The organism is Photobacterium sp. (genome assembly GCF_057456235.1).
In genome coordinates, this window is sequence record NZ_JBVCPH010000008.1 from 104,329 (window position 1) to 126,804 (window position 22,476).

The following is a 22,476-nucleotide window of genomic DNA, read 5'->3' on the forward strand; positions in this document are numbered from 1 at the left end:
TTTAATTTACGTTTACGTCAACTGGACTATATTTAGCACTATGTCCTTCATGTAGGATCTGGTTTACAGCATGAATAGAGAATATATGGAATTCGATGTTGTCGTTGTGGGTGCAGGACCCGCAGGGTTGGCAACGGCCTGTCGGCTGGCTCAGCTAGCTAAACAACATCAGCAAGACTTCACTATCTGCGTGGTCGAAAAAGGCGCTGAAGTCGGGGCTCATATTCTCTCCGGGGCGGTTTTCGAAACCAGAGCGTTAGACGAACTCTTTCCTGACTGGGAAGATCTCGCGGCCCCGCTCGATACTCCAGTGACAGACGATCAGTTTTGCTATTTAGCCAACAGGTTCAATCATTTTAATGTTCTCCACGCCCTGCGGCCCAATACACTGAAGAACGCGGGCAATTACGTGATCAGCCTTGCGAACCTGTGCCGCTGGCTGGCACAACAAGCTGAGCAGCTGGGTGTAGAAATATACCCCGGCTTTGCCGCATCGCGCCTCCGTTACAATGAGAATGGAGCGGTAACAGGCATTGTCACATCAGACATGGGATTAGATAAACAAGGGCAACAGAAAGCAAACTTTGAAGCGGGTATCGAATTAAAAGCCAAATACACGGTCTTTGCCGAAGGCTCCCGCGGGCATCTCGGCAAACAGCTCATAGCCACGTTCCAGCTCGATCAGGGCAAGCAACCGCAGCATTATGCCTTGGGCTTAAAAGAGTTGTGGGAAATACCGCCAGATCACCACCGGCCAGGTTTGGTGATCCACGGCGTCGGCTGGCCGCTAAGTGAAACGGGGACGACCGGCGGCAGCTTTCTCTACCATTTGGAGCATAACCAAGTTGCCGTGGGGTTAATCGTCGACCTCAATTACGCCAACCCTTACCTGAGCCCTTTCGATGAATTCCAGCGTCTGAAGCACCACCCTAAATTCAGCACCTACCTCAAGGGCGGCCAACGCATTGCTTACGGAGCGAGGGCGATTTCAAAAGGCGGGTTATCCTCTTTACCCAAGCAGCAATTCGCCGGTGGATTACTGATTGGCTGTGATGCCGGAACCTTAAACTTCGCCAAAATTAAAGGCAGCCACACGGCCATGAAATCGGGCATGTTGGCAGCTGAAGCTATTTTTGACGAATTACAGCAAGGGAACAGCCAAACCGAACCGGACTATCAACGCCGGTTTAACGATTCCTGGTTATATCAGGAGCTCAATGAATCCCGCAACTTCGGCGCTCAAATTCATCTGTTTGGTGAGCTTGTCGGTGGGGCACTGGCGACACTGGAACATAATCTTCTTCATCACCGGGTGCCATGGACGTTCAAAGACAAACTGGCCGATCACCTGTGTCTTAAACCTATCGATCAATACAAGCCGCTCATTTATCCTAAGCCCGATGGCATCTTAAGTTTTGATAAACCCTCATCGGTTTATTTATCGGCGACACGCCATGAAGAGGACCAACCCTGCCACCTGCTGTTAGCCGATGAGCAGCTCCCAGTCAGGAACCATCTTCCACTCTATGACGAACCCAGCCAGCGCTATTGTCCTGCAGGAGTCTATGAGATAGTCACCATAAATGGGCAACCCATACACCAGATCAATGCGGCAAACTGCATACATTGCAAAGCCTGTGATATCAAAGATCCCTCTCAGAATATTACCTGGGTTTGCCCTGAAGGCGGCGGCGGGCCAAATTATCCGAATATGTGATGGCGGATTCTATTTACACTCAGCGTCAATCCAGCTGAGATAACCGTTAGATCCGTTGGTGATCGGAAGTTGTACAATTTCCGGGGTTTCATAGTCATGATTGGCAATAATATCCGCTTCCACCTCAGGATAAAGTCGCTTTTTAGTTTTGATCAGTACCAGTTTCTCCCGATCACAACAGCTCTCATCTTTCCAATGGTAGTAACTGAGTACCTCCTGCACCTGAATACACGCCGCCAGACGTTTTTCAAGCAGTGAATCGATGATCTTTTTTCCGGTCGACTCATCAGTAAACGTTGTCATCACCATACAATAGTTATGTTCAAACATTTCATTGCCCCGCACTTATCCGTTTCCTGTTAAGTATAGGTTTGGCTATCTAACAATAGAAAGGGAGCAATTCCGCTCCCTTCATTTTTCTTCCTGCAAACAGGAGCTCGCGACTAGCCCGGAGTAACAATCACACCTAGCGGTTCCAGCAATTGTTCCTGCTGCCAGTCACATATCGTGACACCTTTTAAGTTTACGCGCCGGGGATCTAGCCCCGTCAGGTCGACGTGGCATAAATTACACTCTTCAATTACAAACTGCCCCCAGATATCTGCCGAAAATTCACACCGAGTGAGATCTGACCCTTTGAGCGAAGCACCCATCAAGTTAGTCCCATTCCAGCGGTTTTCGAACAGGTCACATTTTTCTAAACGTTGATTCTCAAGATTGGCATAAGACAGATTGCAACCGGTGATATAAGCAGAACAAAAATACGTATTCTGCGTGATGTAATTGGCAAAATTTGCCAGGGTGAAATTCGCACCTTTAAGGTTGCAGGTTCTGAATTCGATACCAAAACATTGCGCGCCTTTAAAATCAGCCATGCTCAAATCGCAGTCTTTGAAACTGGCATCTTTTAACTTAGCGTATTCAAACTGGCAGCCTTCAAGCTCGCCACGTTCAATGAACTGACAGTCGATAAATTCAGCCTCGGTAAGATCTGCCCGGGTGAAGTTACAACGGAAAAATTTACATTGCTTAAAAACGGAAAACTGCAGGTTTTTGTTCGAAAAATCCTGTCCTGAATATGTTTGATTTGTAATCATCATTTACTGCTTTTGGCTGCCCAAGTTAGGGGAAGATTACCGCTAAAACCCGCTCAAAATCCAGCAATAAATACCATAAAAACAGAATTAAACTAACAGCTTACAATCCCCCCTTTAAAGGCACCAAATAAGCCCGCAGCTGAGAAAACAAAATAAATCGAGATAGCCAGACAGCTTTATAACTTGCCGCTGCCTAAGGGGGCTTTTGCCCGCATATATGATGCTTGAGCGAAATAGCCCCAAACAGACCCTTAATGGTTGAAACATAGACAGGCCTGTTACTACCCCGGGGGCCGGCGCTACATCCGCATCCCTCCGTCAATTTCCAGTACCCGCCCCGTAAAATAATCACTTTCAATAATAAATTTCACTGCATGAGCGATTTCAGTGGCTTCACCGATGCGTCCAACCGGCACCATTTTTTCCAACCGTTCCATAGCTTCGGGTTTTAACTGTTCAGCCATTGCCGTTCGCACAATGCCTGGGGCGACAGCCGCGGCCCGAATACCATATCGACTCAGCTCTTTTGCCCAACACACCGCCATGGTCGCAACGGCCGCTTTTGATGCGGAATAGTTGGTCTGGCCAATATTACCGGCCCGCGCAACGCTGGAAATATTGATAATCACGCCTTTTCGCGCGGTAAGAATCATTTTTGCTGCTGCTTCGCGACCGCATAAAAAAGTCCCCGTGACATTCACATTCATGACGGTATTAAATTGTTCCAGCGACATCTTGCTCATCTCGCCATCTTTAACTTTCACCAGTAACCCATCTCGAAGTACACCGGCGTTATTGATCAATCCATCCAGCTGGCCAAAATCGTCAACAATCTGGTTAAAGGTCTGCTCAACGCCCTGCTCACTCGTGATATCCACTTTGTAAATCATGGCCTTGGTGCTGAGCATATGACATTGCTGTTGAGTTTTACGCAACCCCTCTTCATTGACATCTATCAATGCCAACTCGGCACCAGCCTCTGCGAGGGTCACGGCCATCATTTGACCTAACCCCTGCCCAGCTCCTGTTATGGCAATCACGCTCTCTTTGATATCCATCGATTTCCCCCTCCAACTGGTTATTTAGCTTGGTGGCGATAAAACTGAAATAAACTTGAGAAATCCAACTCTTCGTTTCCGTTCGCATTGTGGAAGGCATAAAGGTTTCTGGCTAAGGTCCCCATTGGGATCGCTGATTGGCTTTGAATTGCCGCATCCATTCCTAATCCCAGATCTTTCAGCATCAATTTACCCATAAAGCCAGGCTGGTACTCTTTGCTGGCTGGCACATTGTCGATCACACCGGGGCAAGGATTATAAAGTTCTAGCGCCCAATTACGCCCCGAGCTTTGCAGCATAATGTCTGATAACACTTTCGGATCGAGGCCATTATCTATCCCGAGACTTAATGCCTCACAAGTGCCCGACATTAAAATACCAAGCATCAGGTTATTACAGATCTTTGCCATCTGTCCGTCACCGGCTTTACCTGCATGAAAGATCTTTTTACCGACATACTGCAATACTGTTTGTGCTTTATGAAAGTTCGCTTCGGTTCCGCCGACGATAAATGTCAGCGTTGCGGCTTCAGCACCGGCGACACCGCCGGATACAGGCGCATCAACAAATTCGAGCCCTTTGTTCACGGCTTCATTCGCAATAAGACGTGCAGAGTCGGGATCTATCGTTGAGGAATCAATCAAAAAGGTACCTTTACTGACAAGATTGATCAGCCCCACGCCTCCGTGATGATCGCCGAGATAAACGGCGCGTACATGCACGCCGGTCGGCAACATACTAATAACAGTATCAGCGCCTTTCACCGCTTCTTCTAAGGTGGCTGCAACCATTGCCCCAAAAGGCTCCATTTTCTTTGCAGCCTTTGTATTTATATCAAACACTTGAACATTAAAACCTGCAGAAATCAGGTTTTTCGCCATCGGACTGCCCATGTTACCCAGCCCAATAAATGCAATGGTAGTCATGAAACGCCTCCCCAGTTTGAGGTTAAGTGATACTTATGTATCAAGATAAGCTAATGGATGTTCTGCATCAGACCACAAGGGTGTAAATAAGGTATCAATCACAGACGGATCGACTTCTTCAACCGTTTTGAACTTCCAGTTCGGTTCGTCGCATTTATCAATGAGCCGAGCCCGGACACCCTCTTCAAATTCACCGAGTAATCCACAGCGAACGGATATTGTTAGTTCAAGTTTGAAGCATTCGGCCAGTGATAACTTTTGATATTGAGTTAACTGCCTGAAACATATATGAGCCGTAATAGGGCTGCCTGAAGCTAATGTCGCTTTAGCGGTTTCCAACCAGCGCCCCATCCCATCAATCGCTGCGATCTGCTGACAAATCACATTAAGATCAACACCGCTGCATGCCGCCTGAATTTGTGCAAAGTAAGGAATAAGCTGACTGGCCGGATACTGACGAACGGCTGATTTACCCAAATTATCAAGTAACTCAGTCACCAGTGTGTGGCTGTCTTCAACACTATGCCAGGGACTTGTCTGTAATTGCTGCAACACCATGTGTTTGTGTTCTGGCAATAACAAATGATCGGTAAGCTTGAGATCTAACGCGTCACTGGCATTGACTGGTGCGCCAGTTAAAGCAAGGAACAAACCAATTCCAGACGGTAACTGATTCAAAAACCAGGTTCCCCCCACATCGGGGTACAAACCAATACTGATTTCAGGCATCGCGAGACGAGCTTTAGGGGTTGTTACCCTGTGACTGGCGCCAATATATAAGCCGACCCCTCCCCCCATAATAATCCCGTCACCCCAGACGATAAGGGGTTTTCGATAGCGATGGATCAAGTAATCACAGCCATATTCCACGGCGAAATACTCAGTGAGAAACGCCTGCGCGATGCTGACTTCTGTTTCACTTTTATTGACTTTATTATTGACTTTATTTAGCGAGTCAGCCTGCATGGCATGGTACATGGCGCGTACATCGCCCCCGGCACAGAAGGCCTTTTCTCCCGCACCGGCAAGGAACACACAAACAATGTCATCATCGGCCTGCCATTGCTCTAGTTTTTCTTTCAGTTGCTTTAGCATATCCAGAGTGAGTGCATTGAGCGATGCCGTATTATCGAGCTCTGCCACGCCAATTCTATGGCCACTGCTGCAATCCAATTCTGTAAAACTGACCTTTCCTGTCATGCCGTCTCCAACCTCTTAATATACTGTCTTTTTTAATTCAAACTCTTTTCAGTCTAATTGAAATGTATGACAATGTTCTACTGTTTAGATTCCGTAGAAGTTTGTTCCTCACTTTATGGTATGACGAAACTGGTTTACTGAACTCGTCAAAACGTCAGTGATGTAGTACTAATAAATATCTCTACCGATTTTTCCAGTTTGGCGGACGTTTTTGCAAAAAGGCCTGTATCCCTTCGGTTTGATCCTCGGTATCGAACAGACGGACAAACAGTTCCCGTTCTTTCATCAGGCCATGTTGCAACGGTGCGCTGCGGCAATTTTGAATTAATGCCTTGCAGGCAGCCACCGATGACGGAGATTGATTTGCCACCGATTCGGCCAGCTTTATCGCGGCTTCCAAGCCTTTTCCTTGCGCCACAACCTCTTCGACTAATCGAATATTACGTGCTTGTTCGGCAGTAACTTGCTCGCCGCACAAAATAATACGCTTTGCCCAGCCTTCACCGACCAGCCAGGCCAGATTTTGCGTTCCGCCCGCACAGGGCAACAAGCCGACTTTTGCCTCTGGTAATGCCATTATGGCTTGTTGTTCGGCGATCCGAATATCACATGCCAGTGCCACTTCTAACCCCCCGCCCATGGCATAACCGTTAATAGCGGCGATTGACACCCCCCGGAATGCTGATAAGGTTTCAAACGCTTCGCCAAAACAACGTGCCATGTCGCCCGCTATCGCTTTATCGCCGTCAGCAAACAGCTTAAGATCTGCACCTGCCGAAAAAAACTTGTCTCCCTGACCGGTGATCACCAAGGCATACACCTTTTTTATATCATTCAAAGAATGTATTACGGTTTTTAGCGCTTTCAGGCTGTCTGCCGTCCAGGTATTTGCCGGCGGGTTATTCATGGTGATCACCGCCACATGGTTATTAACTTCAACCTCTAGCGTGGTCTGAACCAAGCCTTCATTTCCTGACATGAGCTTTCTCCAAGTAATACCCGATTAAAACAACTCGCAGCCTTCGCGAAGCAGCCGACGGGCAATGATCAGGCGCATAATTTCATTGGTGCCTTCAAGAATTTGATGCACCCGGACATCACGAAAATAACGTTCAAGGGGATATTCCTTGATATAGCCATAGCCCCCATACAGTTGCAGCGCCTGATCACAGACTGTGAACCCGACATCGGTCGCAAAGCGTTTAGCCATCGCGCAATACGCCGTTGCTTCCGGATCCTGGCGATCTAGCTTACTGGCGGCATACCGTACCAATTGTCTTGCCGCGACCAATTCAGTTGCCATATCCGCGATTTTAAATTGCAGCCCCTGAAACTGAGCCAGGCTTTTGCCAAATTGTTTTCGCTCAGTCATGTATTGCTTTGCCTGGTTTAATGCTTGCTGGGCCGTACCGACAGAGCAGGTCGCAATGTTAATTCGTCCGCCATCAAGCCCCTTCATGGCAAATTTGAAGCCTTCTCCTTCCTGCCCTAACAAGTTGCGGGCGGGTATCGCCACACTTTCAAATGTGATGGCCCGGGTCGGCTGACTGTTCCAGCCCAGTTTGGGCTCTTTCCGTCCATAGTGGATCCCTTTGGCATCGGCTGGCACGATGAAAGCAGAGATGCCTTTAGCATTGGCATTTTCAGGCCTAACATCATCCGTTCTTGCCATCACCACCAGCACGTCCGTTTCACCCGCACCGGAAATGAAGGTTTTCGCGCCATTAAGAATGTATTCTTCGCCGTTACGCTTAGCCGAGGTCGTCAGCGATGCGGCGTCTGAACCGGCTTCAGGCTCGGTTAAGCAATACGAAGCCAGCCAGTCTCCTGCGATCAATTGCGGACAATACTCCGCACAGGCCTCGTCAGTAGCAAAGCTGGCAATCATCCAGGTCACCATGTTATGGATGGTCATGAATGCGGTGGTTGACGTGCAGCCCATCGCGAGTTGCTCGAAAACAATTGAGGCATCTAACCTGCTAAGGGCTAACCCACCTTGGATCGCCGGGGTATAAAGGCTGAGAAAACCCAGCTCACCCGCTTCTTTCAGTACCTCCTTCGGGAAGATCTGTTTCTCGTCCCATTCAGCGGCCATCGGACTAAGCCGTTCAGTTGCAAACTGGCGCGCTGTTTGGGCGAAGGCGCGTTGATCTTGATTCAGCTCAAAGTCCATAACTGTCTCCCATACCTAACCACTTAACTACTTCAGCTGAATAGTCAGATTCGGCCCGGTCGAAATATCGTCATCAAACCAGCGCGCGGTAACGGTTTTGGTTTCGGTATAAAAGCGTACAGCCTGCTTTCCGTAAGCATGTAAATCACCATAAAAACTGCCTTTCCAGCCGGTAAACGAAAAGAAAGGAAGAGGAACAGGAATAGGGACATTTATACCGACCTGGCCGACCTCAATTTCATGCTGATATTTTCTGGCCGCCGCACCGCTGGCCGTAAAAATGGATGTCCCATTACCATACGGATTGGCATTGACCAAAGCGATGGCCTCTTCAAGACTATCGACTTCCAGACAGATCAATACCGGGCCAAAGATTTCCTGCTGATAAACCGACATTTCCGTTGTGACCCCACTAAACAGCGTTGGTCCCACCCAGTTACCTTTCGGATATCCCTCGACGCCACATTGGCTTCCATCAAGTTCACATACTGCCCCTTGATCTTTGCCTTGTTGGATAAGATGTAGCACTCGGTCTTTCGCTAGCGGGCTGATCAAAGGGCCGAATCCGGCACAAGCATCATTCCACACACCCGGTTTTACTTTTGCCATCGCCTTTTTCAAATCAGCGATCCAGCTTTTATCCCGGCCCACAAACACTGCGACAGAGATTGCCATACAACGCTGTCCGGCCGCACCAACCGATGATCCCACCAAATTATTGATCACTTGTTCTCTGTTCGCATCTGGCATGATCACCATATGATTTTTGGCACCAGCAAAGGCCTGAACCCGTTTTAGGTTATGGGTGCCGGTTTGATAAATATAGCGGGCAACGGGAACCGAGCCGACGAATGACACGGTGCGGATATCAGGGTGTGACAGTAAATAATCGACCTGCTCTTTCTTGCCATGGACTATCTGCAGGATACCTTTGGGAGCACCCGCTTGCTCAAACAGTTCAGCCAGCCGCACCGAAGTTAATGGCACTTGCTCAGAAGGCTTCAACACAAAGGTATTACCGCAGGCAATCGCTATCGGAAACATCCATAACGGGATCATGGCCGGAAAGTTGAACGGTGTGATGCCGCAGCAAACACCCAAGGGCTGAGTGACTGAATAGGTATCAATGCCCTCGGCTACATTTTCAACCATTTCCCCCATCATCTGGCTGGCTATATTGGCGGCCTGCTCTACCACTTCAATACCACGCCAAACATCCCCTTTGGCATCGGCAATAACCTTCCCGGTCTCTTGAGACACAATATTGGCCAGCTCATCATGATGTTCTTTTAGCAGCTGCTGATACCTGAGCATGAGCCTGGCCCGATCGGACACTGCAACGTCTTTCCATTGCAAAAATGCTTGGGCGGCACTTGCAACAGCCTCTGACACTTCCGCTTCTGTCGCGCAAGGCAGGTTGGCGATAATGTCATTGCTGGCCGGATTGGTAACGTGAATCCACTGCTTTGATACAGATTGACGAAACTCGCCGTTAATAAAGAGAGGAACAGGCTGAATCATGGTCATTTCCTTACATTGTTACACTGTTACGGAATTTCAATACCGATGGCTGTTGCTTCCCCGCCACCAATGCACAGCGATGCAACACCTCGCACTGGCCTGTTAACAGCAGATAATGACTGTAATTGCTTCAATGCATAAATCAGGCTTACCAGTATTCTGGCCCCACTGGCACCGATAGGATGGCCCAGCGCACATGCCCCCCCTTTGATGTTCACTTTACTGGCTGCCAGACCGAGTTTCTGCACCGCTATTTGGGTGACGACCGCAAAGGCTTCATTAATTTCCCAAAGGTCGACTTCATCAATCGACCAATCGAGCGACGACAATAGCTGCCTGATGGCAAAAGCAGGGGCAAGGGTAAATTCAGAGGGTTGACGGGCATGAGAGGCATGCCCTTTGATAATCGCGAGCGGAACTAATCCCAGTTCTTTGGCCATATTGGCATCCATGAGAACTAATGCTGCTGCGCCATCAGAAATAGCACTGGAATTCGCCGCCGTCACAGTGCCATGCTTTGCAAACGCTGGTTTCAGTGTCGGTATTTTATCGGTACTGATTTCTCCGGGGTGCTCATCACGGTCAATAATCACCTCATGATGTTTGGTCAAAACAGGGACAGGAACAATTTCATCAGCAAAAAGATGGTGTTTTTGCGCATCTAATGCGCGTTGAACCGACATCGTTGCCCACTCATCCATTTGCAAGCGGGTGAAACCCAGCTTATCTGCTACCTGCTGGGCATAGACACCCATCAGTTCTCCCTCATAGGCATCTTCCAGGCCATCTAAGAACATATGATCGTATGTTGTTCGATGCCCTAACCGCATCCCGCTGCGCGCTTCTTTCAGCAAATAAGGCGCATTGGTCATGCTTTCCATCCCCCCCGCAATCGCCGCCTGAATCCCCCCCGCCTTAATCAGATCATGTGCCAGCATCACCGATTTCATACCGGAGCCACACACTTTATTGATGGTGGTACAACCTGTCGAATAGGGTAAACCGGCATGGATTGCAGCCTGACGAGCCGGTGCCTGGCCACACCCGGCAGGCAGCACACATCCCATAAAAACTTCTTCGATAGACTCAGGAGGGAGCGATATCGCATCCAGCACGCTCCTGATGGCATGCTGTCCGAGTTGCGGTGCTGACAAGGTTTTGAACTGCCCCTGAAAACTGCCTAGCGGGGTTCTCTTCGCCGATACAATCCAGATTGTTCTTTCCATCACTTCGCCCTCTCTGACGACAGCAATCAAACAATATTTTAAGTCACTAATCCAAACTGCGATTTCTTGACCTTTTCGTAAGCATAGCACTAACATTTACGTAAACGTTAAGAAACAAACCAGCAATGCCATCCGGTATGGTTATGACCCAGATCGGCACAGCGACGTACCAAAGCGTTTCCAATCCCCATGCAGATCCGAGGGCATCATAAGGTGGAGACTTGCAAAATAAGCGAACTGGCAAAAGAGTTCGATATCACCACCCGAAGCATCCGTTTTTATGAGGATATGGGGCTGCTGCATCCTGCCCGGCGCGGCAATATCCGAATTTATCAGCGTCGAGATAAAATCAGGCTCAAACTGATCCTGCGCGGTAAACGATTAGGCTTCTCGTTAGCTGAAATCCGAGAGCTGTTCGAACTGTACGATACCAATCAAAGCGATACTCAGCTGAACCAGATGCTGACCATTATTGACCGCAAGCAAATGACCTTACAACGCCAGTTAGACGATATTGCTGTGGTGATGAGCGAACTCAGTACAGCCCGCGAGCGCTGTCAGCTGGCACTGGATAGATCAAAGCCAGAATAGTGCGCTCCCTTAGACATCAACACCGCATCATAAGCTTGGTACAACCAGGAGATGTTATGAAAATTGCTTATACCCCCCTTAATTTTGGCCTTGGTGAAACGATTGATATGCTTCGCGAGCAAGTGAATGCTTTTGCAGCCCATACAATTGTTCCAATGGCAGCCAAGATCGACCGGGATAATCAATTCCCGAACCATTTATGGCCTATGCTCGGTGAGATGGGTTTACTGGGTGTTACCGTCAGCGAAGAGTATGGCGGTGCCGACATGGGGTATTTGACACATGTAGTTGTGATGGAAGAGATAAGCCGAGCCTCAGCCTCTGTCGGGTTAAGTTATGCCGCCCATTCCAACTTGTGTGTAAACCAAATTTACCGCCATGGTACTGCAGAGCAATGTACCAAGTACCTGCCAGGTCTGATTGATGGCAATCAAATTGGCGCGCTGGCCATGAGTGAGGCGAATGCCGGATCGGATGTGATCGGCATGCAGCTCAAAGCGCAGCTGGTCGGTAACCGCTACATTCTGAACGGCACTAAAATGTGGATCACCAATGGTCCGGACGCCCACACTTTGGTGGTTTACGCCAAAACGGATCCCGAGGCCGAATCCCACGGTATTACCGCTTTCATTATCGAGCGCGACTTCAAAGGTTTCAGCCATGCACAAAAACTCGACAAGCTGGGAATGCGCGGTTCAAACACCTGCGAACTGGTATTCAAGAACTGCGAAGTACCCAAAGAGAATGTTCTTGGCGAAGTCGATCATGGCGTGAAAATTTTAATGAGTGGCCTTGATTACGAGCGCGTCGTGCTAGCTGCCGGTCCTCTTGGCATTATGCAAGCCTGCTTAGACTTAGTCGTGCCTTATATCCATGACCGTAAACAGTTTGGCCGTTCTATTGGTGAATTTCAGCTGGTCCAGGCCAAAGTCGCTGACATGTATACCCGCATGAATGCCGCCCGATCTTATGTGTATGCCGTTGCCGCTGCCTGTGACCGGGGCGAAACGACCCGCAAAGATGCCGCCGGCGTGATCCTCTTTAGCGCCGAACAGGCCACCCGACTCGCGCTGGATACCATTCAGTTACTGGGGGGCAATGGCTATATCAATGAGTTTCCGGCAGGACGATTACTGCGGGATGCCAAGCTTTACGAAATAGGCGCAGGGACTTCTGAGATCAGACGGATGCTGATTGGCCGTGAACTGTTTAAAGAATCGCAATAATAACGGTTCACGATAACACTACTTTCCATAAGGACGAGTATGGCAATTATTCAAAGTAAGGTTCAGCCACTGGATCCTCAGTTTGTCGAAAATCATCAGGCAATGACCGCGCTGGTCGATAACTTACGGTCCAATCTCCATGTCATTATGCAAGGCGGCGGCAAAGCGGCTCTCGCTCGCCAAAGAGAAAAAGGCAAACTTCCGGTGCGGGAGAGAATTGATAAATTACTCGATACCGGCTCCCCTTTTTTGGAAATCAGTCAGTTTGCTGCCTGGAATGTTTACGACGAGCCGATCCCTTGTGCCGGTGTGGTCGCGGGCATCGGTCAGGTTGAAGGCATTGAATGTATGATCATCGCCAACGATCCATCGGTCAAAGGCGGCACCTATTATCCTCTAACCGTGAAAAAACACCTTCGTGCGCAGGAAATCGCCGAGCGGTGCCATCTGCCCACTGTCTATTTAGTCGATTCCGGTGGCGCAAATTTGCCTCATCAAGCCGACGTTTTTCCCGATAGGGACCATTTCGGCCGCATTTTCTATAATCAGGCTCGGATGTCAGCCAAGGGTATTCCGCAAATCGCCGTTGTGCTTGGCCTCTGTACCGCCGGCGGTGCTTATGTTCCGGCAATGGCAGATGTGTCGATCATCGTAAAAGAGCAAGGAACAATTTTTCTGGCGGGCCCGCCGCTGGTAAAAGCCGCAACGGGTGAGGTTGTGACGGCCGAAGCACTCGGTGGCGCCGATGTGCACTGCAGGACATCGGGCGTGGCTGATTACTACGCCGAAAACGAACCCCATGCCCTCGCCCTTACCCGACAGGCGATTGCCAGCACCAATACACCAAAGCTTAAGCCACCGGAAAAAACCATTGTTCCGCCGCAGTATGCTGCCGATGAACTCTACGGCATTGTCGGGACAAACCTGCGCCAGCCTTTTGATATCCGGGAAGTGATTGCCCGTATTGTCGATGATTCCGACTTGGATGAATTCAAAGCCTTATACGGTAGCACGCTGATCTGCGGATTTGCTCATTTGCACGGTCACCCTATCGGTATCGTTGCGAACAACGGCATTCTGTTTTCAGAGTCCGCCCTGAAAGGCGCGCACTTTATTGAATTATGTACCAAGCGAAAGATCCCGCTGCTTTTTCTCCAGAACATTACCGGCTTCATGGTCGGGAAAAAATACGAATCTGAAGGTATCGCTAAACACGGTGCGAAAATGGTGATGGCTGTCGCCTGTGCTGATGTACCTAAATTCACCGTGATTGTCGGAGGCTCATATGGCGCGGGCAACTACGGTATGTGTGGCCGGGCCTATAATCCCACAATGATGTGGATGTGGCCGAATGCCCGGATATCTGTGATGGGCGGTGAACAAGCTGCCGGCGTGATGGCGCAAGTCACCCGCGATGTCAAAGCCCGTAACGGGGAAATATGGAGTGACGATGAAGAGTCAGCCTTTAAACAGCCGATTGTCACACTCTATGACGCCCAGGGGCATCCCTACTTTGCCAGTGCCCGACTATGGGATGACGGTATTATCGACCCCAAGCAAACCAGAGATGTGGTTGGACTCGCGCTGTCAGCGGCATTGCGGGCTCCGATCCCAGAGAGCCAGTTTGGTATTTTCCGCATGTAAACGGGAGGAGGTGTAATGAAAGAGCACGAAACCGCCGATCAGGCCCAAGAAGTATTATGCGCCGTCGATGAAAAGGGCATTGCAACCCTGACCTTAAACCGGACCAGCAAACATAATGCTTTTGATGATGTTGTCATTCAGGCGCTACTCGATCATCTGGACAGATTAAAAAATGATCCCACCGTGTACGTTCTGGTATTACGCGCTATTGGTAAACACTTTTCAACGGGGGCCGATCTGAACTGGATGAGATCAATGGCCAAGAAAAGTGTCGAAGAAAACCGCCAAGACGCCAAGCAACTTGCGCAACTCATGCATGTGTTAGATACCTTTCCTCACCCGACCATTGCACTGGTGCACGGCAGTGCATTTGGCGGCGCTTTGGGGCTAATTTGCTGTTGCGATATTGCCATCGCCAGCTCTGACGCACTGTTTTGTCTCAGTGAGGTTAAGCTAGGGTTAATTCCGGCCACCATTAGCCCCTATGTCTGCCGGGCGATGGGGGTCAGACAGGCCCGACGCTATATGCTGACGGCGGAGCATTTTGACGCAGCAACAGCGCGGCAATTGAATATCATTCATATTGTCACGGATACGCTCAACGGTGCGTTAGAAAAACAACTCACCCGCTTAACCCAAACGATTCTTACCAATAGCCCCAATGCAATGACAAGAGCCAAACAGTTATGCCATGTCTGTGAACATAACGCGATAGACTCTGAACTGAGAACACTGACCAGCGATTTGATCGCGGAGATCCGCAGCTCTGAACAAGGACAAGAAGGGGTCAATGCTTTCTTTGAAAAGCGCCCCCCCGCATGGAGTGGCAAAAATGAGTAAGCCATCAGATCCGACAGTGATCAATCGTGCTCAGCCACCACAGTCTGTTAATGCAGCAGAGACGGTGAAACTCAGTGTGATCAGAAAAATAAACCGTCTTCTGATTGCTAACCGAGGCGAAATTGCCTGTCGAATTATCGCCACCGCCCGACGTTTACATATCGAAACAGTTGCGGTGTATTCCGATGCCGATCGCAATGCCAAGCATGTTTCCATGGCAGATCAGGCGATGTGTATTGGGCCATCAGCAGCCCGTGGATCATACCTGAACATCAATGCATTATTGGCTGCAGCAAACGCAGCCCATGTTGATGCCATTCATCCCGGCTACGGTTTTTTATCAGAAAATGCGGGATTTGCCGAGGCTTGCCACAAACAAGGGTTCCTCTTTATTGGCCCATCCGCCGAATCAATCAATACCATGGGCTCCAAATCAGACGCCAAAAATATCATGGAAAAAGCCAACGTTCCGCTGATCCCCGGTTATCACGGCGATAGCAACCAGCCGGAGATATTACTGCAGCAAGCAGAGAAAATCGGTTATCCCGTATTATTAAAGGCGGCACTGGGTGGTGGCGGCAAAGGCATGCGCATTGTTAATGTCGGCGCTGAAATGCTTGAAGCGATAGCCAGCGCCAAGCGTGAAGCGATGGCGGCCTTTGGGGATGATCATCTTTTGATTGAAAAATACCTGATAAATCCAAGGCATATTGAAGTTCAAATTTTTGCCGATCAGCATGGAAACACCGTTTACCTGTTAGATCGCGACTGCTCTATTCAACGTCGCCACCAAAAAATCGTCGAAGAAGCACCGGCTCCTGGATTGAGTGAATCACTCCGGCGACAAATGGGGGAAGCTGCGGTTAATGCCGCTCGGGCCATTAACTATACCGGAGCCGGAACCATCGAATTCCTGCTTGAACAGTCAAAAAGCGATCCATCAGGGAGCAATCACGGCAGTCAGTTCTACTTTATGGAAATGAATACCCGCTTGCAGGTCGAGCACCCCGTAACGGAACTCATTACCGGGCAAGATTTAGTCGAGTGGCAAATCAGGGTTGCAGAAGGTCACCCGCTTCCCCTTCACCAGCACCAGATAGTACCGAAAGGAAATGCAATGGAAGTCCGAGTCTATGCCGAAGATCCGGATAACGGCTTCCTCCCCGAGGTAGGCACCATCACGTACCTGCGTGAACCCGAGCCAAATAAACATCTTCGGATTGATTCTGGCATTCAGAATGGTGACACTGTCACCAGTTATTATGACCCAATGCTTGCAAAAGTTATCTCCTGGGGAGAAAACCGAACCGCTGCGATTTATCACCTTAAGCAGGCCTTAGCACAGTACCGGCTGATCGGCTTGAAATCCAATATCCAGTATCTCCACCGATTAGTGAGCCACCCCGCCTTTGCACGTGAAGAGATCAGTACAGCCTTTATTGAACAACATCAGAATGCTCTGCTGGATCAAAATTCTGCAATGATTGAACTAACAACCATTCAACCTGATACTGTCCCCGCTGTTTTGATAGCGAAATCTTTATTGTTTTCTGCTGTTTACTTATTGCAACTGCAACAAAAAATACCGCTCGGTTCACCTCAACCTTGCTCGCTTCAATCCTATCGTCAGGTTCAATCACCATGGGCAATAGTGGGATGGCGCATGAATCAACCCGCGTCACAAACCGTCTGCTTGCAAGACCGTGATGGGCATCTCTTTGAACTGACATTTGAGCTTAGCGAACAACCGGAAAAACTGACCTCAGATCTAAAACTTATCCGTGTAAAAACAAACAGCCAGCAACACCGAGTCAGTCCGCTCACCATTACGCACATTCCGCGAAGAAATACACATTCACCGAATCAAATGGTGGTTGAGCTTTGCCAGCGCATTAATGCCATCCAACAACAAGAGAAATTCACCGTAATCCAGACCCATAACCAGATCGATATTTTCTATCAGGCCAATCATGACACTTACTGCTCTGTGGTGAACGGTTACATCGCAAAGGAACAGAAGGATAAAAAAGAGCCACTCACACAAGCACCAATGAATGGGGTCATATCCGCCATTTACTGTAAGGCCGGAGAGAAAGTTAATAAAGATCAGCCGCTTCTCATCATTGAAGCGATGAAGATGGAATATACCGTCAAAGCGCCGTACGACGGCGTTATTGAATCTGTCCGCTTCACCACCGGTGATCAAGTCGAGCATGGCCAGCAACTGCTCAACATTGAGCGAACGGTAAACACACAATGAGCGTGCTACCTGAATATGTCACCCTAGTGGAAGTGGGTGCCAGAGACGGCCTTCAGAATGAACAACGCGTCAGCACTGACGATAAAGTCATGCTTATTAATCAATTGTCAGAAACAGGATTAAGCCATATCGAAGCGGGTTCATTTGTCTCTGCCAAATGGGTACCGCAGATGGCCGATTCTAATCAGGTCTTACAGCAAATCGCCAGAAAGCCAAATATTGTATATTCTGCCCTGACACCAAACATTCAAGGATTCGAGCAGGCGCTGGAAGCAGGGGCCGATCAAGTCGCTATATTTACCTCTTCCTCTGAAGGCTTTTGCCATAAAAACATCCATTGCTCAATAGCAGAAAGCCTGGAACGATTTGCGCCGCTGATGGAGCTTGCCCGAGGTAATGGGATCCCGGTACGTGGTTATTTATCTTGTGTTGTCGATTGCCCTTATGACGGTCCAACGCCCCCCGCAAAGGTTGCTGCTGTCGCAAGAGTATTGATTGAGTTGGGATGCTATGAAATCTCGCTCGGTGACACCATCGGTACAGGTACCCCGCTTCGTATTGCCAGAATGTTGGAGGCAGTAAACCAGCACATTCCCATACATCAGTTAGCAGTACACTTTCATGACACCTGGGGACAGGCATTAGCCAATATTTACCAGGCATTAAGCATGGGGGTAAATGTTATCGACGCCAGTGTTGCAGGTTTAGGTGGTTGTCCGTATGCCAGCGGAGCCAGTGGAAATGTCGCCACAGAAGACGTGATTTATCTTTGTGAAGGCTTAGGGATAAAAACAGGTGTAGATCTAAATAGAATGGCACAAGCAGGATGGCAGATTTGCAGCAAATTAAACAAACAGCCCGCATCAAAAGTATCACTCGCTTTGCTTGCGCGAAACCAATATAGAAAAGACACCAATAAAAAAGGGCGGTAACTCCCCTCTGGATCAGTCGCTACCACCCAAAAGCTAAGCAACCCATTTCGTTACCAGCATATAAACTGCATATTAATAAGACCGTAGAAAACGTTGCTCGGCTTCCAGTTCAATTACCGAACGCCAGAGATCCTGCTCTCTTACCCTTTGTTTATCCAAACCATGCCGGATACCTTCTACCGTGAGTTCATCTAGCGGTCCTATATATTGCTCTGCGTGAGTTGAAAATATTGTCCTGAATTCTTCTATTGTGGGTAATCTATTATTATCCTCTTCAAAATCTTCAAAGATATCATTAACAGTCAATGAGATATCACGTTTAATTCCATCAAGATCTGAACTGACCATCTTATCCTCACTGATAATTTAACAATACAAAAAAGCTTTGCATTGATGTACAGGTTTAGATTAAATTTAATTGTAGTAGAATTTTTATGACATGATTATCATTGATTCAATTTAATTTTAAGTTCATATATAATAAGGAAAATGTTTTAGACATTTCAGGCCAGAACAAAAAATAACATAAAAAAGCTCTTCTTTTGCGGTCAAATTGTCTTATTTTGAGACCAACAGTCTATGCGCTTCTATACTTAAGTTAGTATGACAATGAAATATATAGATTTTTGATGAGACTATCAGATGGTAACTGAATCGTGTTCGTACATTAGAAGTGCACCGTTGAATAATCGTTTTAAACGAGTATCGCTCATGTGTTTTACGTTTCCCGCTTATCTCTTCTGTTCAGGCTTAGCTCATTCTAATACTATTTTAGAGCCCAATATTCATTTTTTGTCTAGTTCATTGGATATTGAACAGACTGAATACCAAGATGGGATTTTACTCAGCTGGCTAGACGAATCACAAGGCACCGTCTCTGATACAATCAATGAATATAGCACTTCAGTCGACCATTTCATTGGAAAGAAAGAAAATGAAGAGGCTTTAGTCAACCGCAGCTACTTACGGATTCGATTTAGACCAAGATACACTCACCGAGAGTATTTTGATTTTGATTCAAATGTTTACCTTAAACTAGATCTACCGCATACTAAAAAAAACTGGAAACTGATTCTTGAAACTGATCCCGATGATTATGACAGCCTCGAAAACAAGCAACGTGACATATCGGACAACAGCGAGAATGGAGTTGGAGGTGCTATCGGTGGTGTTAGTTTACAAGACAAGCCGCTGGGGCAATGGAAAGCCGACTATGGTATCGGCTTAAAGATAAAACTGCCACTGGATCCCTTTGTTAAAGCTAATCTGCGGCGTATAGATACATTAAGCGAAAACTGGACCACCCGAATTCACCAAGAGATATTCTATTATCACTCTAAAGGACCTGGATTATTAACGTCTCTTGATTTTTACTATGCCGTCAACAAAGAACACTCGAAAATAATAAAATCCGGCACCAGCGCCCAGTTTCTTGATTCTGATAATAATTGGGAGCTAGTTCAACAGGTTGAATATTATCACCGTATAAATGAAACGAATTCTATTGAATATTCGGTAGGTGCCAGCGCGGATACCGGAGGTGATAAAGAAAGCAAAAACTTTTGGTTATCCACATCATGGAAACAGCGTTTATATAAAGACTGGCTTTATTTAAAAATAAGCCCTGACATAAATTTCAAAAGTGATTTTGATTATAAAGTAAATCCTGGGATTATGATGGAATTAGAGCTATTTTTCTCTGTTAACGGCGATATAGATCGACTACATAAATACATCCCCAAACCAGAAAAGATCGAGTAAGAACGATAAAATAAAATATAAAGCCTTGTTAAATGGTAATTATTAATAATTTAATCTAATGCAATACTCACGTCTATCGTAAATGTATATGCAGATAGATCATCCAATCCAATTACGTACTCGCTTCTGCGTAACCGTGCCAGTTATGATTAAAAGCGCCCGACATACCAAGATGCATACGACCATATAGCTGATCATCAGGTTTTATAGTTATTGGTAATATTTCAGATGAAGACCCGCATACCCAAGTCACCTCAGGATGCGGATTCAAAGTGATACCCGCCAGTTCAGGATAATGAACGTACGAATAACGCGGTATTATTGCAGTCTGAATTTACTCACAACAGATTTCAATTGACTGTTTGCAGCAGCAAGATTGATGGTTTCATTGGCTGTAGCTTCCCCATTTGCTGATAATTCCCCCACAATTTCACGAATAGCAGTCATATTACGGGTAATTTCATCAGCAACAGTACTTTGCTGTTCAGCAGCGGTAGCAATCTGCGTATTTAGGTCATTAATGTGCGTCACTGATTGAGCGATCGTATCGAGGTCGTTTGCCACCAAAGACGTACTTTCCACCGTTCTCTCGCATGTTGATTTAGTGATACCCATGGCAGAAATGGCTGTATTTGAACCATTGCGTAATTTATTGAGGGTCTGTTCAATCTCAGCCGTACTGGTTTGCGTTCTGGCAGCAAGCGCCCTGACCTCATCGGCGACAACGGCAAAACCGCGACCTTGCTCACCGGCTCGGGCCGCTTCAATGGCAGCATTCAACGCAAGCAAGTTTGTTTGGTCTGCAATTTCACCGATTACCTGCAGTACATTGGTGATATCTAGGGTGTCTTTTCCAATTTCTATAATGCTGGTAGCGGTGTTTTCAACTTCTTCAACGAGCTGAGATACCGTCTTTGTCGCACCGGTTACAATACTCTTTGAATCGGTAACTTGCGTGTTGGTATTATGAGTGAACTGGGACGCTTCAGCTGCATTACTCGCCACATCATTTGCCGTGGCGCTCATTTCCTCAATAGCGGCAACAATCTGTGTCGTTTCCGTTGTGTGAGCGGTTAGCACTTGGTTATTGGTATCTGTTTGGTTTTTAAGTTGGTCAACGCTGTTAGCGATGTGTTCAGAAGACTGCGAAACTTCCAGCATCAAAGACTGTAAGTTAGTAATAAAGGCATTGATCCCTCCTGATATTTGCCCCAGGTCATCATCGCTGGTAACCGGCAGTCGTCGAGTGAGGTCACCGTTACCTTTTGACAGGTCGAGCACGACGTCTTTGAGGGTGAGGATTGGACGATACAGAACATTTAATATTGTAACGACAAGAATAATCGCGATGGATAGCATTACCAGTGAAGATATAATCGCATCTGTCAACGCCTCATCAACAGCCGCATAAGCAATAGATTTATCAACACTAATAACCAGGTACCATTTTTTTCCATTTACTAATGTGATTGACTTAGTAAACGATAACTGCTCAGCGCCATTCAGTGAGTAAGTTAAATTGCTCTCCTCTTGAGACAACATCGCTTCCTGCACTTTCCCCATACCAATATCGGAAAATCGTGTTCCTACCGCAAGTGAAGACGAACTAGAAGCTAACATTTTCCCCGTCTCGTCGACAATGGTGGTAACCGCCCCCGGAAAATTAACACCTTTCACAGTATCAGCAAGGATAGACAGTTCGATGTCACCCAAAACAACACCACTTTCAAATTTTTTCACAATAGAAACAACCGGGAGACCTGTCGTTGCATCATTATAGACATCCGTTAAATCTAAGCCGTTTGCCGCCTTACCTTTTTGATACCAAGGGCGAGTACGGGGGTCATACTCATCAGGGTCTTCAACACCATCATTCGAGTATGAACGGCCATCATCAAAGCCGTACAGCACCGCTGTCAGATCGCTGGCATCTTTAGTAAATTTAGCTGTTTCGACATAGCTTTCACTCGGCTGGCCCGCTTTATAGTGGTTAACCAGTGAGTCGATTGTACGAGTTTTACTCTGAAACCATGTCTCAATATTATTCGCTTCATACCTAACGGTGGATATTGATTGGGCATCTATGTTCTGAATCGTATGATCTCTTAGATCGGTATAAGAAAGCCAGTTAGCTGTCAACAAGCACACGCTAGCTAACACTATTACCGAGGCGATTATCGTATTTTTGAATCCTAGAGATTTCATTTTTTACTGGGCCTATATCAGAATAAAAAAGGGTAAACCCACCGCTATTATCAGACCTGTTGACTTAAGGGTGGGTGAATAAAATCGCGGATACTATGC

Annotated in this window: 19 protein-coding genes; 8 read left to right on the forward strand and 11 right to left on the reverse strand. The window is 47.5% G+C overall.

Translation table 11 applies throughout. The features are described from left to right. Positions 1-70: 70 nt before the first annotated feature. Positions 71-1,717 (forward strand): electron transfer flavoprotein-ubiquinone oxidoreductase, encoded by a 1,647-nt coding sequence (locus AC2204_RS11190; protein ID WP_318925576.1) that lies wholly within the window; start codon positions 71-73, stop codon positions 1,715-1,717. A 9-nt stretch (positions 1,718-1,726) separates the two neighbouring features. Here AC2204_RS11190 and cutA read toward each other — a convergent pair whose 3' ends face one another. From cutA to AC2204_RS11235, 9 genes are all read right to left on the reverse strand, one after another. Further along, a complete protein-coding gene (gene cutA / locus AC2204_RS11195) occupies positions 1,727-2,047 on the reverse strand; it encodes a divalent-cation tolerance protein CutA (RefSeq protein WP_318925577.1) in 321 nt (106 codons plus the stop codon). Positions 2,048-2,160: 113 nt separating this feature from the next. Next, the gene (locus tag AC2204_RS11200; protein ID WP_318925578.1) at positions 2,161-2,817 is read right to left on the reverse strand and encodes a Qnr family pentapeptide repeat protein; all 657 of its coding nucleotides are present in this window, start codon (positions 2,815-2,817) and stop codon (positions 2,161-2,163) included. Between the two features lie 296 nt (positions 2,818-3,113). Continuing rightward, positions 3,114-3,872 carry an SDR family oxidoreductase gene (locus tag AC2204_RS11205; protein WP_318925579.1) on the reverse strand — a complete coding sequence of 253 codons (759 nt, stop codon included), beginning with the start codon at positions 3,870-3,872 and terminating at the stop codon, positions 3,114-3,116. Positions 3,873-3,892: 20 nt separating this feature from the next. Beyond that, complete coding sequence (gene mmsB / locus AC2204_RS11210; protein WP_318925580.1) at positions 3,893-4,798, reverse strand: 3-hydroxyisobutyrate dehydrogenase; 906 nt, start codon at positions 4,796-4,798, stop codon at positions 3,893-3,895. A 33-nt stretch (positions 4,799-4,831) separates the two neighbouring features. After that, entirely contained in the window at positions 4,832-5,998 is a 1,167-nt protein-coding gene (locus AC2204_RS11215; protein WP_318925581.1) for an enoyl-CoA hydratase/isomerase family protein, read from the reverse strand. Positions 5,999-6,179: 181 nt separating this feature from the next. Continuing rightward, complete coding sequence (locus AC2204_RS11220) at positions 6,180-6,977, reverse strand: enoyl-CoA hydratase (protein WP_318925582.1); 798 nt, start codon at positions 6,975-6,977, stop codon at positions 6,180-6,182. 24 nt (positions 6,978-7,001) lie between these two features. Beyond that, positions 7,002-8,171: an acyl-CoA dehydrogenase family protein gene (locus tag AC2204_RS11225; RefSeq protein WP_318925583.1), complete on the reverse strand. Its 1,170-nt coding sequence runs from the start codon at positions 8,169-8,171 to the stop codon at positions 7,002-7,004. Positions 8,172-8,198: 27 nt separating this feature from the next. Further along, positions 8,199-9,692 (reverse strand): CoA-acylating methylmalonate-semialdehyde dehydrogenase, encoded by a 1,494-nt coding sequence (locus AC2204_RS11230; RefSeq protein ID WP_318925584.1) that lies wholly within the window; start codon positions 9,690-9,692, stop codon positions 8,199-8,201. Positions 9,693-9,718: 26 nt separating this feature from the next. After that, positions 9,719-10,918, reverse strand: coding sequence for an acetyl-CoA C-acyltransferase (locus AC2204_RS11235; RefSeq protein ID WP_318925585.1), 1,200 nt, complete (start codon positions 10,916-10,918; stop codon positions 9,719-9,721). Positions 10,919-11,131: 213 nt separating this feature from the next. On the opposite strand from AC2204_RS11235, the gene AC2204_RS11240 reads away from it, so the two are divergent. Genes AC2204_RS11240 through AC2204_RS11265 form a run of 6 tightly spaced genes read left to right on the forward strand, consistent with a single transcriptional unit; the run spans position 11,132 to position 18,411 of the window. Further along, positions 11,132-11,509 carry a MerR family transcriptional regulator gene (locus AC2204_RS11240; RefSeq protein WP_318925586.1) on the forward strand — a complete coding sequence of 126 codons (378 nt, stop codon included), beginning with the start codon at positions 11,132-11,134 and terminating at the stop codon, positions 11,507-11,509. Positions 11,510-11,565: 56 nt separating this feature from the next. Beyond that, positions 11,566-12,735, forward strand: coding sequence for an isovaleryl-CoA dehydrogenase (locus AC2204_RS11245; protein ID WP_318925587.1), 1,170 nt, complete (start codon positions 11,566-11,568; stop codon positions 12,733-12,735). 39 nt (positions 12,736-12,774) lie between these two features. Continuing rightward, positions 12,775-14,379, forward strand: coding sequence for a carboxyl transferase domain-containing protein (locus AC2204_RS11250; RefSeq protein WP_318925588.1), 1,605 nt, complete (start codon positions 12,775-12,777; stop codon positions 14,377-14,379). 15 nt (positions 14,380-14,394) lie between these two features. Then, positions 14,395-15,219, forward strand: coding sequence for an enoyl-CoA hydratase-related protein (locus AC2204_RS11255; RefSeq protein ID WP_318925589.1), 825 nt, complete (start codon positions 14,395-14,397; stop codon positions 15,217-15,219). Beyond that, the gene (locus tag AC2204_RS11260) at positions 15,212-17,479 is read left to right on the forward strand and encodes an acetyl/propionyl/methylcrotonyl-CoA carboxylase subunit alpha (RefSeq protein ID WP_318925590.1); all 2,268 of its coding nucleotides are present in this window, start codon (positions 15,212-15,214) and stop codon (positions 17,477-17,479) included. Before AC2204_RS11255 ends, AC2204_RS11260 begins: the two co-directional genes overlap by 8 nt. Further along, complete coding sequence (locus AC2204_RS11265) at positions 17,476-18,411, forward strand: hydroxymethylglutaryl-CoA lyase (protein WP_318925591.1); 936 nt, start codon at positions 17,476-17,478, stop codon at positions 18,409-18,411. The genes AC2204_RS11260 and AC2204_RS11265 overlap by 4 nt, the downstream gene beginning before the upstream one ends. 72 nt (positions 18,412-18,483) lie before the next feature. Here AC2204_RS11265 and AC2204_RS11270 read toward each other — a convergent pair whose 3' ends face one another. Further along, positions 18,484-18,759 (reverse strand): hypothetical protein, encoded by a 276-nt coding sequence (locus AC2204_RS11270; RefSeq protein ID WP_318925592.1) that lies wholly within the window; start codon positions 18,757-18,759, stop codon positions 18,484-18,486. A gap of 333 nt (positions 18,760-19,092) precedes the next feature. Between AC2204_RS11270 and AC2204_RS11275 the strand changes: the two genes are divergently transcribed. Beyond that, positions 19,093-20,172: a hypothetical protein gene (locus tag AC2204_RS11275; RefSeq protein ID WP_318925593.1), complete on the forward strand. Its 1,080-nt coding sequence runs from the start codon at positions 19,093-19,095 to the stop codon at positions 20,170-20,172. 318 nt (positions 20,173-20,490) lie between these two features. On the opposite strand, the gene AC2204_RS11280 is transcribed toward AC2204_RS11275, so the two are convergent. Then, on the reverse strand, positions 20,491-22,320 hold the full coding sequence (locus AC2204_RS11280) for a methyl-accepting chemotaxis protein (RefSeq protein ID WP_318925677.1): 1,830 nt from the start codon (positions 22,318-22,320) through the stop codon (positions 20,491-20,493). Positions 22,321-22,476 lie beyond the last annotated feature (156 nt).

Bases quoted from the DNA above. Each gene is read 5' to 3' on its own strand.
- AC2204_RS11260 (WP_318925590.1), top strand. From the start codon at position 15,212: ATGAGTAAGCCATCAGATCCGACAGTGATCAATCGTGCTCAGCCACCA.
- AC2204_RS11245 (WP_318925587.1), top strand. From the start codon at position 11,566: ATGAAAATTGCTTATACCCCCCTTAATTTTGGCCTTGGTGAAACGATT.
- cutA (WP_318925577.1), bottom strand. From the start codon at position 2,047: ATGTTTGAACATAACTATTGTATGGTGATGACAACGTTTACTGATGAG.
- AC2204_RS11200 (WP_318925578.1), bottom strand. From the start codon at position 2,817: ATGATGATTACAAATCAAACATATTCAGGACAGGATTTTTCGAACAAA.
- AC2204_RS11230 (WP_318925584.1), bottom strand. From the start codon at position 9,692: ATGATTCAGCCTGTTCCTCTCTTTATTAACGGCGAGTTTCGTCAATCT.
- AC2204_RS11205 (WP_318925579.1), bottom strand. From the start codon at position 3,872: ATGGATATCAAAGAGAGCGTGATTGCCATAACAGGAGCTGGGCAGGGG.
- AC2204_RS11190 (WP_318925576.1), top strand. From the start codon at position 71: ATGAATAGAGAATATATGGAATTCGATGTTGTCGTTGTGGGTGCAGGA.
- AC2204_RS11265 (WP_318925591.1), top strand. From the start codon at position 17,476: ATGAGCGTGCTACCTGAATATGTCACCCTAGTGGAAGTGGGTGCCAGA.
- AC2204_RS11250 (WP_318925588.1), top strand. From the start codon at position 12,775: ATGGCAATTATTCAAAGTAAGGTTCAGCCACTGGATCCTCAGTTTGTC.
- AC2204_RS11255 (WP_318925589.1), top strand. From the start codon at position 14,395: ATGAAAGAGCACGAAACCGCCGATCAGGCCCAAGAAGTATTATGCGCC.
- AC2204_RS11220 (WP_318925582.1), bottom strand. From the start codon at position 6,977: ATGTCAGGAAATGAAGGCTTGGTTCAGACCACGCTAGAGGTTGAAGTT.
- mmsB (WP_318925580.1), bottom strand. From the start codon at position 4,798: ATGACTACCATTGCATTTATTGGGCTGGGTAACATGGGCAGTCCGATG.
- AC2204_RS11215 (WP_318925581.1), bottom strand. From the start codon at position 5,998: ATGACAGGAAAGGTCAGTTTTACAGAATTGGATTGCAGCAGTGGCCAT.
- AC2204_RS11270 (WP_318925592.1), bottom strand. From the start codon at position 18,759: ATGGTCAGTTCAGATCTTGATGGAATTAAACGTGATATCTCATTGACT.
- AC2204_RS11225 (WP_318925583.1), bottom strand. From the start codon at position 8,171: ATGGACTTTGAGCTGAATCAAGATCAACGCGCCTTCGCCCAAACAGCG.
- AC2204_RS11235 (WP_318925585.1), bottom strand. From the start codon at position 10,918: ATGGAAAGAACAATCTGGATTGTATCGGCGAAGAGAACCCCGCTAGGC.